Origin of the sequence: Amycolatopsis thermalba (genome assembly GCF_003385215.1) — a bacterium.
Classification (GTDB): Bacteria; Actinomycetota; Actinomycetes; order Mycobacteriales; family Pseudonocardiaceae; genus Amycolatopsis_E; species Amycolatopsis_E thermalba.
The window spans coordinates 37494-52865 of the sequence record NZ_PQHW01000043.1; the positions used below are offsets into that span (position 1 = coordinate 37494).

Sequence of the window (15372 nt, forward strand, 5' to 3'; positions counted from 1 at the left end):
TTGGCGCTGCCCGCCCCGCGTCAGCCGGCGAGCGAGCGGCCCGTCTCGGCGAGCGCCTCGCGGAGGATGCGCATCGCTTTGGGGCCCATGCCGTGCAGGGCGAGCAGCTCGGCCTCCGTCAGGGCGGCGACCTGGTCGAGTGTGGTGATCCCGGCGTCGGCCAGCGCGCGGGTGGCGGGGCGGCCGATGGCGCGGGGCAGGTCACCGGTCCCGGGCTCCGCGGACTCGGCGGCCCGCGCCCGCGCGGCCAGCGGTTCGGGCGCGTGGGCGAGCCAGGCGCGCCGGACCCAGTGGTTGAGCTGCTGCCCGTTGATGTCGGCCAGTGGCACCCGCACCCCGCCGCGCACGCGGGTGGCGGAGGGGTGCGCGGCGAGCACCTCGGCCACCTCCGCGGCGGGCAGCCGCAGTTCCGCCTGCTTGTCCGCGAGCGCCGCGAACACCACGCCGCCCACGGTGAAGGCGCCGCCGTCGGCCACCGCCTCCGGGAGGGATCCCGCCGTCTTGCGCAACTGCGCCGCGGTGGTCATGACGCGCGGAAGAACCGGTCCAGCACGCGGGTGCCGAACTTGAGCGCGTCCACCGGCACCCGCTCGTCCACGCCGTGGAACAGCCCGGAGAAGTCCAGGTCGGCGGGCAGTTGCAGGGGGACGAACCCGAAGTTGCGGATGCCCAGCGTCTGGAACGACTTGGCGTCGGTGCCACCGGAGAGCATGTAGGGCAGCACCTTCGCGCCGGGGTCCTCGGCGGTGATGGAGGCGGTCATGGCGTCCACGAGCGCGCCGTCGAACGTGGTCTCGACCGGGGGCAGCTCCATCCACTCCTTCTCGATGTCCGGGCCGAGGATCTCGTCCAGCTCGCGGTCGAAGGCCTCCATCCGGCCGGGCAGGATGCGGCAGTCCACGGCGGCCTCGGCGACCGAGGGGATGACGTTGGACTTGTAGCCGGCGGTGAGCATGGTCGGGTTGGCGGTGTCGCGCAGGGTCGCGCCGATCATGCGGGAGATGTTGCCGAGCTTGGCCACGGCGCCGTCGATGTCGTCCTCGGGGAAGTCCCAGCCGGTGATCTCGGTGACGCCGGCGAGGAACTCGCGCACCGAGTCGGTGAGCACGAGCGGGAACCGGTGCTGACCGAGCCGCGCGACCGCGGCGGACAGCTTGGTGACGGCGTTGTCGCGGTGGATCATGGAGCCGTGGCCGGCGGTGCCGCGCACGCGCAGCTTCATCCACCGGATGCCCTTCTCCGCGGTCTCCACCACGTAGGTGCGCACGTCGTCCTTGAGGTTGATGGAGAAGCCGCCGACCTCGCTGATCGCCTCGGTGGCGCCCTCGAACAGGTCGCGGCGGTTTTCCACCAGCCACTGGGCGCCGAACTTGCCGCCGGCCTCCTCGTCGGCGAGGAAGGCGAAGATGATGTCGCGCGGCGGCACGATGTTCTCGCGCTTGTAGTGGCGGGCCAGGGCCAGCATGATGCCGAGCATGTCCTTCATGTCGACGGCGCCGCGGCCCCACACGTAGCCGTCCTGGACGGCGCCGGAGAACGGGTGGACCGACCACTCGGAGGCGTCGGCGGGGACGACGTCGAGGTGGCCGTGCACGAGCAGCGCCCCGCGGCTGGGGTCGGCGCCGGCGAGGCGGGTGATCACGTTGTGCCGGTTGCGCCCGCCGGACTCGACGTAGTCGATCTCGTAGCCGACCTCGGTGAGCTTCTCCGCGACGAACTCCGCTGCCGCCTTCTCCCCCACCAGCGTGTCCGGGTCGCCGGTGTTGGTGGTGTCGATGCGGATCAGCTCGCTGGTCAGCGTGACGGCTTCGTCGGCCGCGATCTCGATGCTCACGCCGCCATTCCTATCATCACGCGGGTGCGAGATCAGCTGGAGCGGGCCGTCGGGCTCGTCCGCGACGTCACCGGCGCGGCGCTGCTCGGCGTCTACCTCCACGGTTCCGGTGTGCGCCGGAGCCTGGACCAGCGGCAGCGGCGGGCGCTGCTGGAGGGCTTGCTGGAGATCTCCGCTCCGGCCACCGCAGCCCGGCCGGTCGAACTCACCGTCGTCGTCCAGTCCGAGATCCGTCCCTGGCGGTTCCCGCCGTCCGGCGACTTCCTCTACGGCGAGTGGCTGCGGGACGACCTGGAAGCGAGCGGGCCTCCCCGGCCCGGCCCGATGGCGGACCTGGCCGTGGTGCTCACGATGGTCCTGGCCGGTGACCAGGTCCGGGCGAGCGTCGCGGGCATCCCGGAGCTGCTCGCCGAACTGGACGACGACACCCGCGACGTCGTGCTGACCTTCGCCCGCGTCTGGGCGACACTGTCCACCGGCGAGATCAAGTCCAAGGAGGCCGCCGCGGACTGGGCCCTCGCCGTCTCCCGCCGGCACACCGCCCCGTGCTGGCGCACGCCCGCGATCTGTACCACACCCGCCACTACGCGGACGAAAGCTGGAGTCCCGACCTGCGGGCGCGGGTGCGGCCGCACGTGGACGAGGTCCTCGCCCGCATCGGCCGGCTGCGGGCCTGAGTCAGGGCCGGGAGCCGATCCCGGTGCCGATCTCGCCGATGCGGCCTGCCGCGGAGTCGGCGGCCAGCGGCGGGGTGTTCATGCCCGCGCCGGCACGCAGACCGGCCAGGAACTCGCCGATCGCCTCGAGGCCGTCGTGGCGCGGGATCCAGCCGAGTTCCTCGCGGGCGCGAGTGGTGTCCATGATCGGCAGCCGCAGGACGGTGTCGAGCAGGCCGGGTGAGGCCGGCAGCAGGTGGGCGTACCAGCCGGCGGACACCGCCGCCCGCAGCGTCCACGTGGGCACGGGCACGGTGCGGGCGCCCAGCAGGCGGGCCAGTGCCTTGGCGTCGATGACCGGGTCGGCGGCGATGTTGAACGCGCCGCGCACGTCGGTGAGCGCCGCCAGGCGGAACGCTTCGCCGATGTCGGCGGAGTGCACGGCCTGCACCCGCAAGCCGGCAACGTCCGGGATGACCGGGATCAGCGACGGCCGGGCCAGGCTGCCGGGCAGGAACGGGCCGGCGAACAGGCGGCGCTGCTCGGAGGCGGCTTCGCGTTTGAAGACGAACGCCGGGCGCAGCCGCACGACCCGCACGCCGGGATTGGTTTTCTCGAACCCGTCCAGGTAGCGCTCCAGGTAGGACTTCTCGCGCGGGTAGGCGGCCGCGGGCCAGCCGTGGGTGGGCCAGGTCTCGGTGACCGGGCGGTCCTTCGGGCCGGGCGAGTAGGCGCCGACCGACGAGGAGTACACCAGGGCGGGCACGTGCTCCCGGGCGGCGGCCTCGAACACGCGGATCGCGCCGAGCACGTTGGCGCGCCAGGTCAGCGCCGGGTCGTGGGTCGGCTGGAACAGCCACGCGAGGTGGACGACCACGTCGGCGTCGCGCACCAGGTGGGCGATCTGGTCCTCGGCCAGGTCGGCGGTGCGCCACCGCAGCTTCGGCACGCTCCACTCGGGTTCGCGGCGGACCACGCCGAGGATCGACGCCACCGCCGGGTCGCGGCTGAGCGCCTGGACGGTGCTGGTGCCCACGTTGCCGCTGGCGCCGGTGACCACGACGCGCAGGCCCTTGCTCACTGGCGAGTTCATGCGCACGCGGATACCCGGCGGGCCGGGGCGTCAACCGTCGCGTTTGGTGCGGCCGGGATCGGGGACACCTCGGGGCAGATGAGGAAGGAGTGCGCATGGGACAGCCACCCCAGCAGCAGGAACCGCCGGGCGTGACGCACGAGATGGAGCCCGCGCCGCGGGACCGGATGGCCGGCTACACCGGGCGCGGATTGCTGCGCGACAAGCGCGCGCTGGTGACCGGCGGGGACTCCGGCATCGGGCGGGCGGTCGCGATCGCGTTCGCCAAGGAGGGCGCCGACGTGGCGATCGCCTACCTGGAGGAGCATTCCGACGCGGAGGAGACCGCGGAGCTGGTGCGCAAGGAGGGCCGGCGCTGCCTGTTGCTGCCCGGCGACCTCGGGGAGCGGGAGCGGTGCCGCACGATCGTGGACGAGACCGTGCGCGAGTTCGGCGGGCTGGACGTGCTGGTCAACAACGTGGCCACGCAGCAGGAGCTGGATTCGCCCGAGGATCTGACCGACGAGCAGTGGATGCGCACCTTCGACGTGAACATCCACAGCTACTTCCGGGTGACGCACGCGGCGCTGCCGCACCTGGGCGAGGGCTCGTCGATCATCAACACCGCGTCGGTGAACGGGTTGCGCGGCAACAAGTCCCTGATCGACTACTCGGCCACCAAGGGCGCGGTGATCGCCTGGACCTACGCGATGGCGCAGGCGCTGGCCGGCCGGGGCGTGCGGATCAACGCGGTCGCGCCGGGTCCGGTGTGGACGCCGCTGATCCCGGCGACGATGTCGGGCGAGCACGTGGAGAAGTTCGGGCAGCAGGTGCCGATGGGGCGGGCGGCGCAGCCGGACGAGCTGGCGCCGTCGTTCGTGTTCTTCGCGTCCGGCCAGCTGTCGTCGTACTACACCGGTGAGGTGCTCGCCGCGCTCGGCGGCGAGACGCTGCCGGGCTGAGGAGGGACCATGCCGCAGGAGCCAGTGTCGGAGCAGCAGGAGAACCTGGAGCTGGACGCCGAGCCGGAGCCGCTGGAGGACCCGGTGACCTGGCGGGTGACCGATCCGGACCGGGCGGTCGAACCGGATTCGGAGGCCGCGGCCGAGCAGGTGTCGGCGCCCGACCGGTCCAACGAGCTGATCGACGCCGAGGGCACCGAGATCGGTGAGGACCAGGGCCGCCGCCGGCCGGCCGGGGGCGCCGAGCAGCAGGCGTTGCGGGTCGAGGACGGCGAAGTTTGACGTACGGGCGTCCCGGGAAACCGTCGGCCAGGCACGAGAGGCGACAGGAGGTGCTCCGATGCCTGGACGTGAGGCCCTGCCCAGCACGCTGAAGCGGTCGTCGAAGAAGGCGCAGGACACGTGGGTGAAGACCCACGATTCGGCGGTGGAGACCTACGGCGAGGGCCGGCGCGCGCACCAGACGGCGTACGCGTCGCTGAAGCACTCGTTCGAGAAGGTCGGCGACCACTGGGAGGAGAAGGGCCGCAAGGGCCCGTCGGACAAGCAGGCCGCGCGGGGCGCCGGCCGCAAGCCGGCGAAGACCGCCGGCGGGGTGGACGCCTCGGCCAGCAAGCAGCACCTGTACGACGTGGCGAAGAAGCTCGACATCAAGGGCCGCTCGTCGATGAACAAGAACGAACTGGTCAAGGCGATCCAGAAGGCCAACGACCGGGAGACCGCGAAGGCTCGCCGGTAGCGGTCCGGCAGGTACTGGTTGAGGAAGGGCCCGGCTCCGGCCGGGCCCTTCGTCATGCCCGGCCGCGCTCAGGCCGGGGGCAGTGGCGGGCGCCCGTGCCGGTCGATCGTCTGGCGGGCCGGGCGGGGGACCCGCCAGTCGAGACGGGTGCCGGCGCTGCGTTCGAGCTTGGTGAGCACCTGGCGGGCCGCGGCGAAGGCGGCTTCCTGCTCGGCCGGGGTGGCCGCGCCCTCGGCCAGTTCGAGCAGCTTGATGCCCTGGTTGATCAGCGCCCGCTCGTCGGTGGTGAACCGCGAGGCGCGCAGCTTGTCGGCCGCCTCGCAGGCCGCCCGCCACGCCTGTTCCGCGTTCTCGGTGGCCGCGACGTACTTGCGGGCCACCTCGGTGGGCGGGTAGCTCTCGGTGTGCAGCGCCATGGCCTCGTGGAACGCGTCGATGAACCGGCTGGTCGAGGGCACCGCCGGATCGGCGAGCGCGGGCCGCCGCAGGACCTGCTTCGGGTCGGATTCGTAGTCGCCGTACTCCCCCGCGATCCGGGCGTACCGGTCACGCGCGGCGTCCCACAGGGCGCGCAGCGACTCGGCGGCGTCGGGGGCGTCGACGGGCCGTCCGGGTGGCCGGGACGGCGCGGGGTGCGCGCGGGCCTGCCAGCGCTGGTGCATCGCCGCGCGGGAGTAGGACGCGGCCAGCACCCAGATCAGCACCATGATGGGCCAGATGAACGCTCCCAGGTCTTGGTAGGGCATCGGCTGCTCCCTCACCACGGCGGCGCCCGGCGCGAGCGCCCTGCCTCCATGATGCGCCTGGTTCCGGGTGGCGGTGGAATGTGCGCCACACCCGCCCGCCCGGCGCGCCTGGCACAATCCGGGGCACTGCACGACGACGAGTGGGGAGCGCCGATGGGGCCGCTGGCCGGGATCAAGGTGCTGGAACTGGCGGGCATCGGCCCGGGACCGCACGCGGCGATGATCCTCGCCGACCTCGGTGCGGACGTGGTGCGCGTGGAGCGGCCCTCCGGTGGCCTGCAGGTGCTGCCGCCGCAGGCACGGGACCACGTGCTGCGCGGCCGCCGTTCGATCGCGGCCGACCTGAAGACCCCCGAGGGCAAGCGGCTGGTGCAGCAGCTGATCGACAAGGCCGACGTGCTGCTGGAGGGCTTCCGGCCGGGGGTGGCCGAGCGGCTCGGCGTCGGGCCGGAGGACTGCCTGGCCCGCAACCCGCGCCTGGTCTACGGCCGCATGACCGGCTGGGGCCAGGACGGCCCGATGGCGCCGCGGGCCGGTCACGACATCAACTACATCTCCCTCACCGGCGCGCTGCACGCGGTGCGTGACACCGCCGGCAAGCCGATCCCGCCGCTGAACCTGGTCGGCGATTTCGGTGGCGGCTCGATGTTCCTGGTCACCGGGGTGCTGGCGGCGCTGGTCGAGCGCGCGGGTTCCGGGCGCGGCCAGGTGGTGGACGCGGCGATGGTCGACGGCGCGAGCGTGCTGCTGCAGATGGTGTGGGCGCTGCGGGCGCAGGGCGCGTGGGCCGACGAGCCGGGCACGAACCTGCTCGACACCGGCTGCCCCTACTACGACACCTACCGGTGCGCCGACGGCCGGTACATCGCGGTCGGGGCGCTGGAGCCCCAGTTCTACGCCGAGCTGCTCAAGGGGCTGGGCCTGGACGGTGCGGACCTGCCCGCGCAGGGCGACCGCGGCGGCTGGCCGAAGCTGCGGGAGCGGTTCACCGAGGTCATCGCCTCCCGCACCCGCGACGAGTGGACGGCGGTGTTCGCCGGCACGGACGCGTGCGTGACGCCGGTGCTGTCCTTCGCCGAGGCGGCGGAGAACGAGCACCTGGCCGCGCGCGGCTCGGTGCGGGACATCAACGGCGTGACGCAGGCCGCGCCCGCCCCGCGCGACTCCCGCACGGCCAACGCGGAGCCGGCGCCGCCGGCCACGCCGGGCGCGGACACCGCGGAGGTCATCCGCGACTGGGGCGTTCAGGCCTGAGCCGGCCGCGGCAGCCCCACCTGGTCCGGCACCACGCGGACCAGGTCGCGTAGCCAGGTCTCGACGTCGTCGGGCCACCACCGGCCGGACGGCAGCCGGGAGAGCGCTTCCCGCACGGCGGGCACCGTCGGCGCGGCCGGGACGACCCGGCTGGGCGCGGCGCCCGCGAGCACGCCCAGCCACCAGTGCTTCCCCGTGGCGGGCAGGGATTCCGGGTCGAGGACGAGGTAGTAGTCGGGCAGCAGCGTGGCGCCCCGGCGCAGGTCGGCCACCGCGGTCTCGATCGCGACCTCCAGGGTGCCGGGTGGTGCCTGCCGGTCGAAGAACCGGGCCCAGGCGTCGGCGACCCCGGCGAGCGGATCCCGGTCGTGCACCACGTACGCGGCGTGGGTCTGCCCCACGAGCGCGGCCGCCTCTCCGGAGGACGCCACGCGGACGTTGGCCAGCCCGTCGAGCCCGGCGAGGACCTTCTCGCTGCCGGAGCCGGCGAGCACGACGACGGTGCTGTTCGGCCTTGCCATGCCGTCCAACCTACCGACGGAAGTCGTAGGCCGGACAGAGGTCTGGACCTCTCGCTGGAGTGTGGGCTAGGTTACACCCGGGCCATTAAGTTGCCCGCGGCAACAAATCCGATGTGTCAAGGAGGACCACGGATGAGACCCCGATCTGTTCGCCGGAGATCCCTGTTCACCGCGCTCGCCGCCACCGTCGCACTCACCTCCGGTGCGACCTCGGTGTCGGCGGCGCCCGTCCAGCGCGGACCCGCCTACCTCGACCCGGGCAAGCCCGTCGCGGTGCGGGTGACCGACCTGATGTCCCGCATGAGCCTGGACGACAAGCTCGGCCAGATGACCCAGGCCGAGCGCAGCGCCATCGCCGACCCCGCCGACATCGCCACCCACCGGCTCGGGTCGCTGCTGTCCGGCGGCGGCTCCGTGCCCACCCCGAACACCGCGCAGTCCTGGGCCGACATGTACGACGGGTTCCAGCGCGCCGCGCTGACCGCTCCCCTGCGCATCCCGATCATCTACGGCGTGGACGCCGTGCACGGCCACAACAACGTCCACGGCGCGACGATCTTCCCGCACAACATCGGCCTGGGCGCCACCCGCGACCCGCATCTGGTGGGCCGCATCGGCGACGCGGTGGCCGAGGAGGTCTCGGGCACCGGCGTGGACTGGGACTTCGCGCCCTGCCTGTGCGTGGCCCGCAACGACCGCTGGGGCCGCACCTACGAGTCCTTCGGCGAGACCCCGGAACTGGTCTCGTCGATGTCCACGATCATCGACGGCCTGCAGGGCCGGTCCCTGTCCGGCCGCGATTCGATCCTGGCCACGGCCAAGCACTACGTCGGCGACGGCGGCACCACCGGCGGCGTCGACCAGGGCAATACCGAGCTGACCGAGCAGCAGCTGCGCGCCATCTACCTGCCGCCGTTCCGGGCCGCGGTCCAGCGCGGGGTCGGGTCGGTGATGATCTCCTACAGCAGCTGGAACGGCGTGAAGATGCACGCCAACCGCTACCTCGTCACCGACGTGCTCAAGGGCGAGCTGGGCTTCACCGGGTTCGTCGTGTCGGACTGGCAGGGCATCGACAAGATCGACGGCCAGGAGGGCTTCACCGCCGAGGAGGTCCGCGCCGCGATCAACGCGGGCGTGGACATGGTGATGGTGCCCTACGACTACGTGAAGTTCATCGACACGCTGCGCGCCGAGGTGCAGGCGGGCCGGGTGCCGATGAGCCGCGTCGACGACGCCAACCGCCGCATCCTGACCAAGAAGTTCCAGCTCGGCCTGTTCGAACGGCCCTTCACCGACCGCCGCTACACCTCGACGGTCGGCAGCCCGGCGCACCGGGCACTGGCCCGCCAGGCGGTGCGGGAGTCGCAGGTGCTGCTCAAGAACGACGGCGGTGTGCTGCCGCTGGACCGCGGCGGCCAGAAGATCTTCGTGGCCGGCAAGAACGCCGACGACATCGGCAACCAGAGCGGCGGGTGGACGATCACCTGGCAGGGTTCCAGCGGCCCCATCACACCGGGAACCACGATCCTGCAAGGCATCCGCGACAAGGCGCGCGCCGGCACGGTCACCTACGACCGGGGCGGCGCCGGCATCGACGGCAGCTACGACGTCGCGGTCGCGGTGGTCGGCGAGACGCCGTACGCGGAGTTCATGGGCGACCGGCCGGCCGGCCTGGGCCTGGACGCCGAGGACCTGGCGACCATGCAGCGGCTGAAGGACTCCGGGGTGCCGGTGGTGGTCGTGCTGGTGTCCGGCCGGCCGCTGGACATCGCGGCGGAGCTGCCCGGCTGGGACGCGCTGCTGGCGTCGTGGCTGCCGGGCACCGAAGGCGGCGGGGTCGCCGACGTGCTGTTCGGCGACTACAACCCGTCCGGCAAGCTGCCGGTGACGTGGATGCGCAGCGCCGCGCAGCAGCCGATCAACATCGGCGACGGGCAGGACCCGCTGTTCCGCTACGGGTTCGGCCTCCGCTACGGCCGGGGCTGACCACGCCCGGGGAAGCACGGCCTTGAGGCCCGGGCGGTCACGCGCGCCGGTCAGCGGCGGCCCGCGCGGCTGCCCTGGTACGCGGGCTCCCGCAGGCGCGACAGCCAGTCCGGGTAGAGGCGGGCCCCGGGTGGGCTGTGCAGCATCGGGTCGAAGCTGGGGCGCTCGCCGTCACCCAGGGGGCTGTCCAGCACGATCCGCGCCACCGGGGTGGCCGGGCCGGTGAGCTTGGCGACGCAGCACGTCACCGTCACCGGCCCGGCCGCCACCGCGTCCAGCGAGGCGCCGTCCGGCCCGTCCACCGACGCGAGGATCCACCGCAGCCCGCGCGCCACCCGGTAGGGCACGACACTGCTGAACCGCGCCCGCCGCCACCCGCGCGCCGGGCGCAGCAGCACCCGGGCGCTCGCGCTGGCCAGGGTGAGGTCCCACGGGCCGTCGTCGGTCGGGATGCGCAGCGCCAGGCCGAGGATGTCGGGCATCCGGCCGGGCAGACCGGCCCCTTTGGACAGCCGCGCCACGACCGGGCCACCGGGCGGCAGCGGCAGCTCGTCCGGTGCCAGCGTCTCGAGCGTGCCCCGCAGCAGGATTCCGCGCGGGTGGAACACGCGCGCCCGCCGCCACCGGGCCAGCGCGCCGAACACGGGTCGCACGACGGGAGGTGCCATACCTGGCGGCTACCCAGCCACGGGCGAATCATCCGTCCTCCGATGGGTAGCCGTACCCGGACACCGACCGGGAAGGGGCCGACGAATGTTCCCCGCCGACTCGCTCACCTTCATCGGCACCGCCACCACCCTGGTCCGGCTGGGGCCGTTCACGGTGCTGACCGACCCGAACTTCCTGCACCGCGGCCAGTGGTCCTACTTCGGCCAGGGCCTGGTCTCCCGGCGCCGCACCGAACCGGCCGCGCAGGTCGCCGACCTGCCGCCGCTGGACGGAGTCGTGCTGTCGCACCTGCACGGCGACCACTTCGACCGGGTCGCCCGCCGGGACCTGCCCGCCGACGTGCCGATCCTGACCACCGAACACGCCGCCCGGCGCCTGGCCAAACGCGGCTTCCGGGCCACCGTCGCCCTGCCCACCTGGCACCACGACACCTTCCGCGACGGCGACGCCCGGCTCTCCGTCACCGCCGTCCCCGCCCGGCACGCCCGCGGCCCGCTCAACCGGATCCTGCCGCCGGTCATGGGCAGCATCTGGGAGTACACCCCGCACCCCGGCGCCGCCACGCTGCGCATCTACGTCAGCGGCGACACGATCGTCCACGACGAGCTGGCCGGGATCCGCCGCCGCTACCCGGAGATCGACGTGGCCGTGCTGCACCTGGGCGGCACCCGCGTGCTCGGCGTGCTGGTCACCCTGGACGACCGGCAGGGCGGGCGGATGCTGGAGCTGATGAACCCCACCCACGTGGTACCGGTGCACTTCGACGACTACGGCAAGTTCACCTCGCCGGTGTCGAACTTCCTCGCCGAGGCCGCCCGCCGCCACCCGGCCACCGACGTGCGCCTGCTCGCCCGCGGCGAGAGCTTCTCCCTGGCGAACCTGCTCAGCGCCCGCTCGCCCGGCTGATCCGCTCCCGCTGCGGCACCACCACGTACCGCGGGTCCTTCGTGGACGCCACCCCGGCCTCGAACACCCCGAACCGCTGCACCGCGCTGCCCGCCAGCAGAGCCAGCCCCGACACCACCTGCACCGCCCGGCTGCGGCGGCCCGCCAGCGCACCCACCGCGCCGCCCAGCGTCAGGTACTCCGACCACTTCCGCAGCCGGTGCGCCTTCCCGGTGGTGTAGGCCTGCGAGACCAGCCCGAGCCGCTGGTCGATCACCTTCGACGCGACCAGCTCCGCCGCCGCGCCGAGCACCGCCAGCCGCCGCGCCGGCCCCGCCTCCGACACGGGCGCGCACACCATGCCCAGCCCGGCGCCGCTGGCCGCGGCCGAACCGGTGAACACGAACGGCAGCTGCCGGTGCGCCTCCCGCCAGGCCGGCACCGCCGTCTGCGACAACAGCACCGCCGTGTAGGAGGCCACCCCGGGCGCGATCGCCGCCGCCGACAACCCCGCCGGCCGCGCCGCCCACCGCACCAACCGCCCGGGCAGCGTGCGCTGCCACCGCCGCGGCACCAGCTCGGCCACCCCCGCCACGCCCGCGCCCGGCCCGTAGGCGACGAGGATCCAGGTGCCCACGCTCATCGGCGAGCTGGGCTTGGCCACCCGCAGCATGTGCAGGAACCGCTCCGGCCGCCCCAGATCCGCCACCAGCAGGTACATCGACGCCGCGAGCGCCCCCAGCGCCCCGGCCCGGCTCGCCCTGCGCAGCACCGGACGGCCGGTCAGGTCGGCGCCCGCGCCGAGCATCGCCGACCCGGCCGACAACCCGCCGGTGAACAGGTAGGCCGGGATCTTCCACTCCCACACCGGCGGCTTGAGCACCGGCCGCCCGTAGTAGGACCGGAACTCGGCCCTGGGCACCGCGACCTGCTCCCTCATCCCCTGCCCCGTCCGAAGAAGACCGACACCGCGGCGGCCACGAACGCCGACGCGGCCATGCCCGCGTACTTCCACATCGACCCCGCGTCCCGCGTGGGCACCACCGGATCCGGCGGCAGGCCGTACACCTCGGGCTCGTCCAGCAGCAGGAAGAACGCGCCGTCGCCGCCCACGCCGTCGTCCGGGCTCTCCCCGTACAACCGCGCCTGCGGCACCCCGGCCTCGTGCAACGCGTCCACCCGGCGCGCGGCCCGCTCCCGCAGCTCGTCCAGCCGCCCGAACTGGATCGAATCGGTCGGGCACGCCTTCGCGCACGCCGGTTCCAGCCCGTCGCGCAGCCGGTCGTAGCACAACGTGCACTTCCACGCCCGGCCGTCGTCCTCGCGCCGGTCGATCACCCCGTACGGGCAGCCGGACACGCAGTAGCCGCACCCGTTGCAGATGTCCGGCTGCACCACCACCGAACCGAACTCGGTGCGGAACAACGCGCCGGTCGGGCACACGTCCAGGCAACCGGCGTGCGTGCAGTGCTTGCACACGTCCGAGCTCATCAGCCACCGGAAGTCCGTCCGGCTCTCCGCGCCGCCGCCCGCGCCGGGCAGGTCGAACGACGGCATCCCGAGGTCCACCGACGGCGGCTCCGGCTGCTCGACGAACGCCACGTGCCGCCACGAGTTCGCCCCGAGCATCCCGGTGTTGTCGAACGACATGCCGAGCAGGTCGAACCCGTCGTCGGGCACCCCGTTCCACTCCTTGCACGCCACCTCGCACGCCTTGCAGCCGATGCACACCGAGGTGTCGGTGAAGAACCCCATCCGCGGCGGGTGCTCGAGGTGGCCGGCGTCGCCCGCCGGATCGTCGAGCGGACCGTAGAAGCTGTTGCCCATCACCCCTCCGCTCCCCGCGCCGTGTCCAGGTGGGTGCCGGTCGCCACGGTGATCCCCGCCCGCGCGCGGTACTCCTGCAGGTAGGCCAGTAGATCCGGGCCCCGGGGGCGGCGGCCCGGCCGGATGTCGCAGGTGGCGACCTTGCTCTCCTGGATGAACACGTTCGGATCGAGCACCACGCCGAGCAGGTCGTTGACCACGTCCCCATCCACCAGGCCGGTCTGCCCCCAGTGGTAGGGCATCCAGATCTGGTGCACCACCCGGTCCTCGATCCGCAACGGCCGCATCCGCTCGGTCACGAACACCCGCGCGTCCACCGCCGCCCTGCTGGTCACCACGTGCGCCCAGTCCAGGTGCGCCAGCCCGCGCTCGGCGGCCAGTTCCGGCGACACCTCGACGAACAACGCCGGCTGCAGCTCCGCCAGGTAGGGCAGCTGACGGCTCATCCCGCCCGCCGTGTGGTGCTCGGTCAGCCGCGCGGCGGTGAACACGTACGGGAACACCTCGCCGTGCGGCTCCGGCGGCGACGGGTTGGACGGGTTGTCCACCCGCGGATACACCTTGCGCGCCGGGTTGCCCTGCTGCCCGTACAGCGGGTTGCGCACCGGCGACTCGTGCGGCTCGTAGTGCGTGGGCAGCGGCCCGTCCAGCACCCCGTTCGGCGCGAACAACCACGCCTTGCCGTCAGCCTGCATGATGAACGGGTCGTCCCCGTGCAGCGCCTCCGGGCCGACGGCGCCCGGCTCGGGCCGGTAGTCCGGCGGCTTGGTCTTCTCGAAGTCCGGCACGTCGTGCCCGGTCCACTCGCCCTTGCCGGCGTCCCACCACACGAGCTTCTTGCGTTCGCTCCACGGGCGGCCCCGCGGATCGGCCGAGGCGCGGTTGTAGAGCACGCGCCGGTTCAGCGGCCACGTCCAGCCCCACTCCGACTCGTACGGCCCCTGCTCGTCGTGCGGTTTCCGCCGCGCCGCCTGGTTCACTTCGCCGGCGTAGACCCCGCTGTAGATCCAGCACCCGCACGCCGTGCTGCCGTCGGCCTTCAGCTCCAGGTAGCCGTTCAGCGCGCGCCCGGTCTCCAGGTTCACTCCGTTGATGCGCCGCAGCACGTCCTCCCCGGAGGGCTCGTCGCCGTGCTCCATCCGGTAGTCCCACCACAGGTCCAGCAGGGGCCGGTCCCGCTCGTCGGCGGAGCCGGCCAGCTTCTCCTTCAGGATCCGGCCCAGGTGGTAGAAGAACCACAGCTCGCTGCGCTGGTCGCCCCTCGGCTCGACGGCCTTGTCCCGCCACTGCAGCATCCGCTGCGTCTGGGTGAACGTGCCCGACTTCTCCACGTGCGAGGCCGCCGGGAAGAAGAACACCTCGGTGCGGCACCGCTCCGGCGCGATCTCCCCGGTCTCGATCTCCGGCGAGTCCTTCCAGAACGTGGCGCTCTCGATCATCGCCAGGTCCCGCACCACCAGCCAGTCCAGGTTCGCCATGCCCAGCCGCTGCAACCGCCCGTGCGCCGAGCCCACCGCCGGGTTCTGCCCCAGCAGGAAGTAGCCGAAGACCTTCCCGTCGATCATGTCCATGACCGTGCGGTAGGTGCCGTGGTCACCGTTGATCCGCGGCAGGTAGCCGAAACACCAGTCGTTCTCCGCGGTGGCGTGCTCGCCCCAGTACTCCTTCAGCAGCGACACCAGGTAGGCGTCGGCGTTGCGCCAGAACCCCTTCTGCCGGTCACCCCGCACCAGGCGCAGGTAGTCCGCGATGCTCTCGTGCGAGGTGTCCGGCATCGGCAGGTAGCCGGGCAGCAGGTTGAACAACGTCGGGATGTCCGTCGACCCCTGGATCGAAGCGTGACCCCGCAACGCGAACACCCCGCCACCCGGGCGGCCGATGTTGCCCAGCAGCAACTGGATGATCGACCCCGCCCGGATGTACTGCGCCCCCATCGAATGCTGCGTCCAGCCCACGCTGTACACCAGCGCCGCCGTCCGCTCCCGGCCCGAGTTCTCCGTCCACGCCCGGCACACCTCGTCGAACAGCTCCCGGGGCACCCCGCAGGTCCGCTCCACCATCTCCGGCGTGTACCGCGCGAAATGCCGCTTGAGCACCTGGAACACGCACCGCGGGTGCTCCAGCGACGGATCCGCGGCGATCTCGTCCGCCCCGCCCTCCAGCGGCGGCCCGCCCGACCCGTGCTGGTCCGGCGCCGACTGCTCCTTCGCCCGCGCACCCC

15 protein-coding genes and 1 pseudogene are annotated in these 15372 nt (G+C 73.0%); 7 read left to right on the forward strand and 9 right to left on the reverse strand.

Features of this window, described 5'->3' with window-relative positions:
- Positions 1-20: 20 nt before the first annotated feature.
- A complete protein-coding gene (locus tag D0D15_RS18540; protein ID WP_094003045.1) occupies positions 21-527 on the reverse strand; it encodes a helix-hairpin-helix domain-containing protein in 507 nt (168 codons plus the stop codon).
- Positions 524-1834 (reverse strand): M20/M25/M40 family metallo-hydrolase, encoded by a 1311-nt coding sequence (locus D0D15_RS18545; RefSeq protein WP_094003046.1) that lies wholly within the window; start codon positions 1832-1834, stop codon positions 524-526. The genes D0D15_RS18540 and D0D15_RS18545 overlap by 4 nt, the downstream gene beginning before the upstream one ends.
- 351 nt (positions 1835-2185) lie before the next feature.
- Here D0D15_RS18545 and D0D15_RS37065 point away from each other — a divergent pair.
- Positions 2186-2296: pseudogene (locus tag D0D15_RS37065) on the forward strand (aminoglycoside adenylyltransferase domain-containing protein); the annotation flags it as partial.
- Between the two features lie 216 nt (positions 2297-2512).
- On the opposite strand, the gene D0D15_RS18555 reads toward D0D15_RS37065, so the two are convergent.
- Positions 2513-3583: an NAD-dependent epimerase/dehydratase family protein gene (locus tag D0D15_RS18555; protein WP_198958097.1), complete on the reverse strand. Its 1071-nt coding sequence runs from the start codon at positions 3581-3583 to the stop codon at positions 2513-2515.
- 95 nt (positions 3584-3678) lie between these two features.
- On the opposite strand from D0D15_RS18555, the gene D0D15_RS18560 reads away from it, so the two are divergent.
- The 3 genes from D0D15_RS18560 to D0D15_RS18570 are packed head-to-tail and all read left to right on the forward strand — an operon-like array spanning position 3679 to position 5263.
- Positions 3679-4524 carry an SDR family oxidoreductase gene (locus tag D0D15_RS18560; protein ID WP_094003047.1) on the forward strand — a complete coding sequence of 282 codons (846 nt, stop codon included), beginning with the start codon at positions 3679-3681 and terminating at the stop codon, positions 4522-4524.
- Between the two features lie 9 nt (positions 4525-4533).
- On the forward strand, positions 4534-4806 hold the full coding sequence (locus tag D0D15_RS18565; RefSeq protein WP_094003048.1) for a hypothetical protein: 273 nt from the start codon (positions 4534-4536) through the stop codon (positions 4804-4806).
- Positions 4807-4864: 58 nt separating this feature from the next.
- The gene (locus D0D15_RS18570) at positions 4865-5263 is read left to right on the forward strand and encodes a ChaB family protein (protein ID WP_094003049.1); all 399 of its coding nucleotides are present in this window, start codon (positions 4865-4867) and stop codon (positions 5261-5263) included.
- Positions 5264-5331: 68 nt separating this feature from the next.
- Here D0D15_RS18570 and D0D15_RS18575 read toward each other — a convergent pair whose 3' ends face one another.
- The gene (locus D0D15_RS18575) at positions 5332-6009 is read right to left on the reverse strand and encodes a hypothetical protein (protein WP_094003050.1); all 678 of its coding nucleotides are present in this window, start codon (positions 6007-6009) and stop codon (positions 5332-5334) included.
- 153 nt (positions 6010-6162) lie between these two features.
- On the opposite strand from D0D15_RS18575, the gene D0D15_RS18580 reads away from it, so the two are divergent.
- Positions 6163-7263 (forward strand): CaiB/BaiF CoA transferase family protein, encoded by a 1101-nt coding sequence (locus D0D15_RS18580; RefSeq protein WP_115944612.1) that lies wholly within the window; start codon positions 6163-6165, stop codon positions 7261-7263.
- On the opposite strand, the gene D0D15_RS18585 is transcribed toward D0D15_RS18580, so the two are convergent.
- A complete protein-coding gene (locus D0D15_RS18585; RefSeq protein ID WP_094003052.1) occupies positions 7254-7784 on the reverse strand; it encodes a hypothetical protein in 531 nt (176 codons plus the stop codon). The genes D0D15_RS18580 and D0D15_RS18585 overlap by 10 nt on opposite strands.
- A 132-nt stretch (positions 7785-7916) precedes the next feature.
- Here D0D15_RS18585 and D0D15_RS18590 point away from each other — a divergent pair, with 132 nt between their 5' ends.
- Entirely contained in the window at positions 7917-9770 is a 1854-nt protein-coding gene (locus D0D15_RS18590) for a glycoside hydrolase family 3 protein (RefSeq protein ID WP_094003053.1), read from the forward strand.
- 50 nt (positions 9771-9820) lie between these two features.
- On the opposite strand, the gene D0D15_RS18595 is transcribed toward D0D15_RS18590, so the two are convergent.
- Positions 9821-10438: a hypothetical protein gene (locus D0D15_RS18595; protein WP_094003054.1), complete on the reverse strand. Its 618-nt coding sequence runs from the start codon at positions 10436-10438 to the stop codon at positions 9821-9823.
- Positions 10439-10523: 85 nt separating this feature from the next.
- Between D0D15_RS18595 and D0D15_RS18600 the strand changes: the two genes are divergently transcribed.
- Positions 10524-11345 carry an MBL fold metallo-hydrolase gene (locus tag D0D15_RS18600; RefSeq protein ID WP_094003055.1) on the forward strand — a complete coding sequence of 274 codons (822 nt, stop codon included), beginning with the start codon at positions 10524-10526 and terminating at the stop codon, positions 11343-11345.
- On the opposite strand, the gene nrfD is transcribed toward D0D15_RS18600, so the two are convergent.
- The 3 genes from nrfD to D0D15_RS18615 all read right to left on the reverse strand — a co-directional run.
- Positions 11323-12264, reverse strand: coding sequence for an NrfD/PsrC family molybdoenzyme membrane anchor subunit (gene nrfD / locus D0D15_RS18605; protein ID WP_094003056.1), 942 nt, complete (start codon positions 12262-12264; stop codon positions 11323-11325). The two genes, D0D15_RS18600 and nrfD, sit on opposite strands and share 23 nt — an antisense overlap.
- Positions 12261-13151 carry a 4Fe-4S dicluster domain-containing protein gene (locus D0D15_RS18610; RefSeq protein ID WP_094003057.1) on the reverse strand — a complete coding sequence of 297 codons (891 nt, stop codon included), beginning with the start codon at positions 13149-13151 and terminating at the stop codon, positions 12261-12263. The genes nrfD and D0D15_RS18610 overlap by 4 nt, the downstream gene beginning before the upstream one ends.
- The coding region (locus D0D15_RS18615; protein ID WP_115944613.1) for a molybdopterin dinucleotide binding domain-containing protein at positions 13151-15372 on the reverse strand (2222 nt) is incomplete at its 5' end. The genes D0D15_RS18615 and D0D15_RS18610, both read right to left, overlap by 1 nt.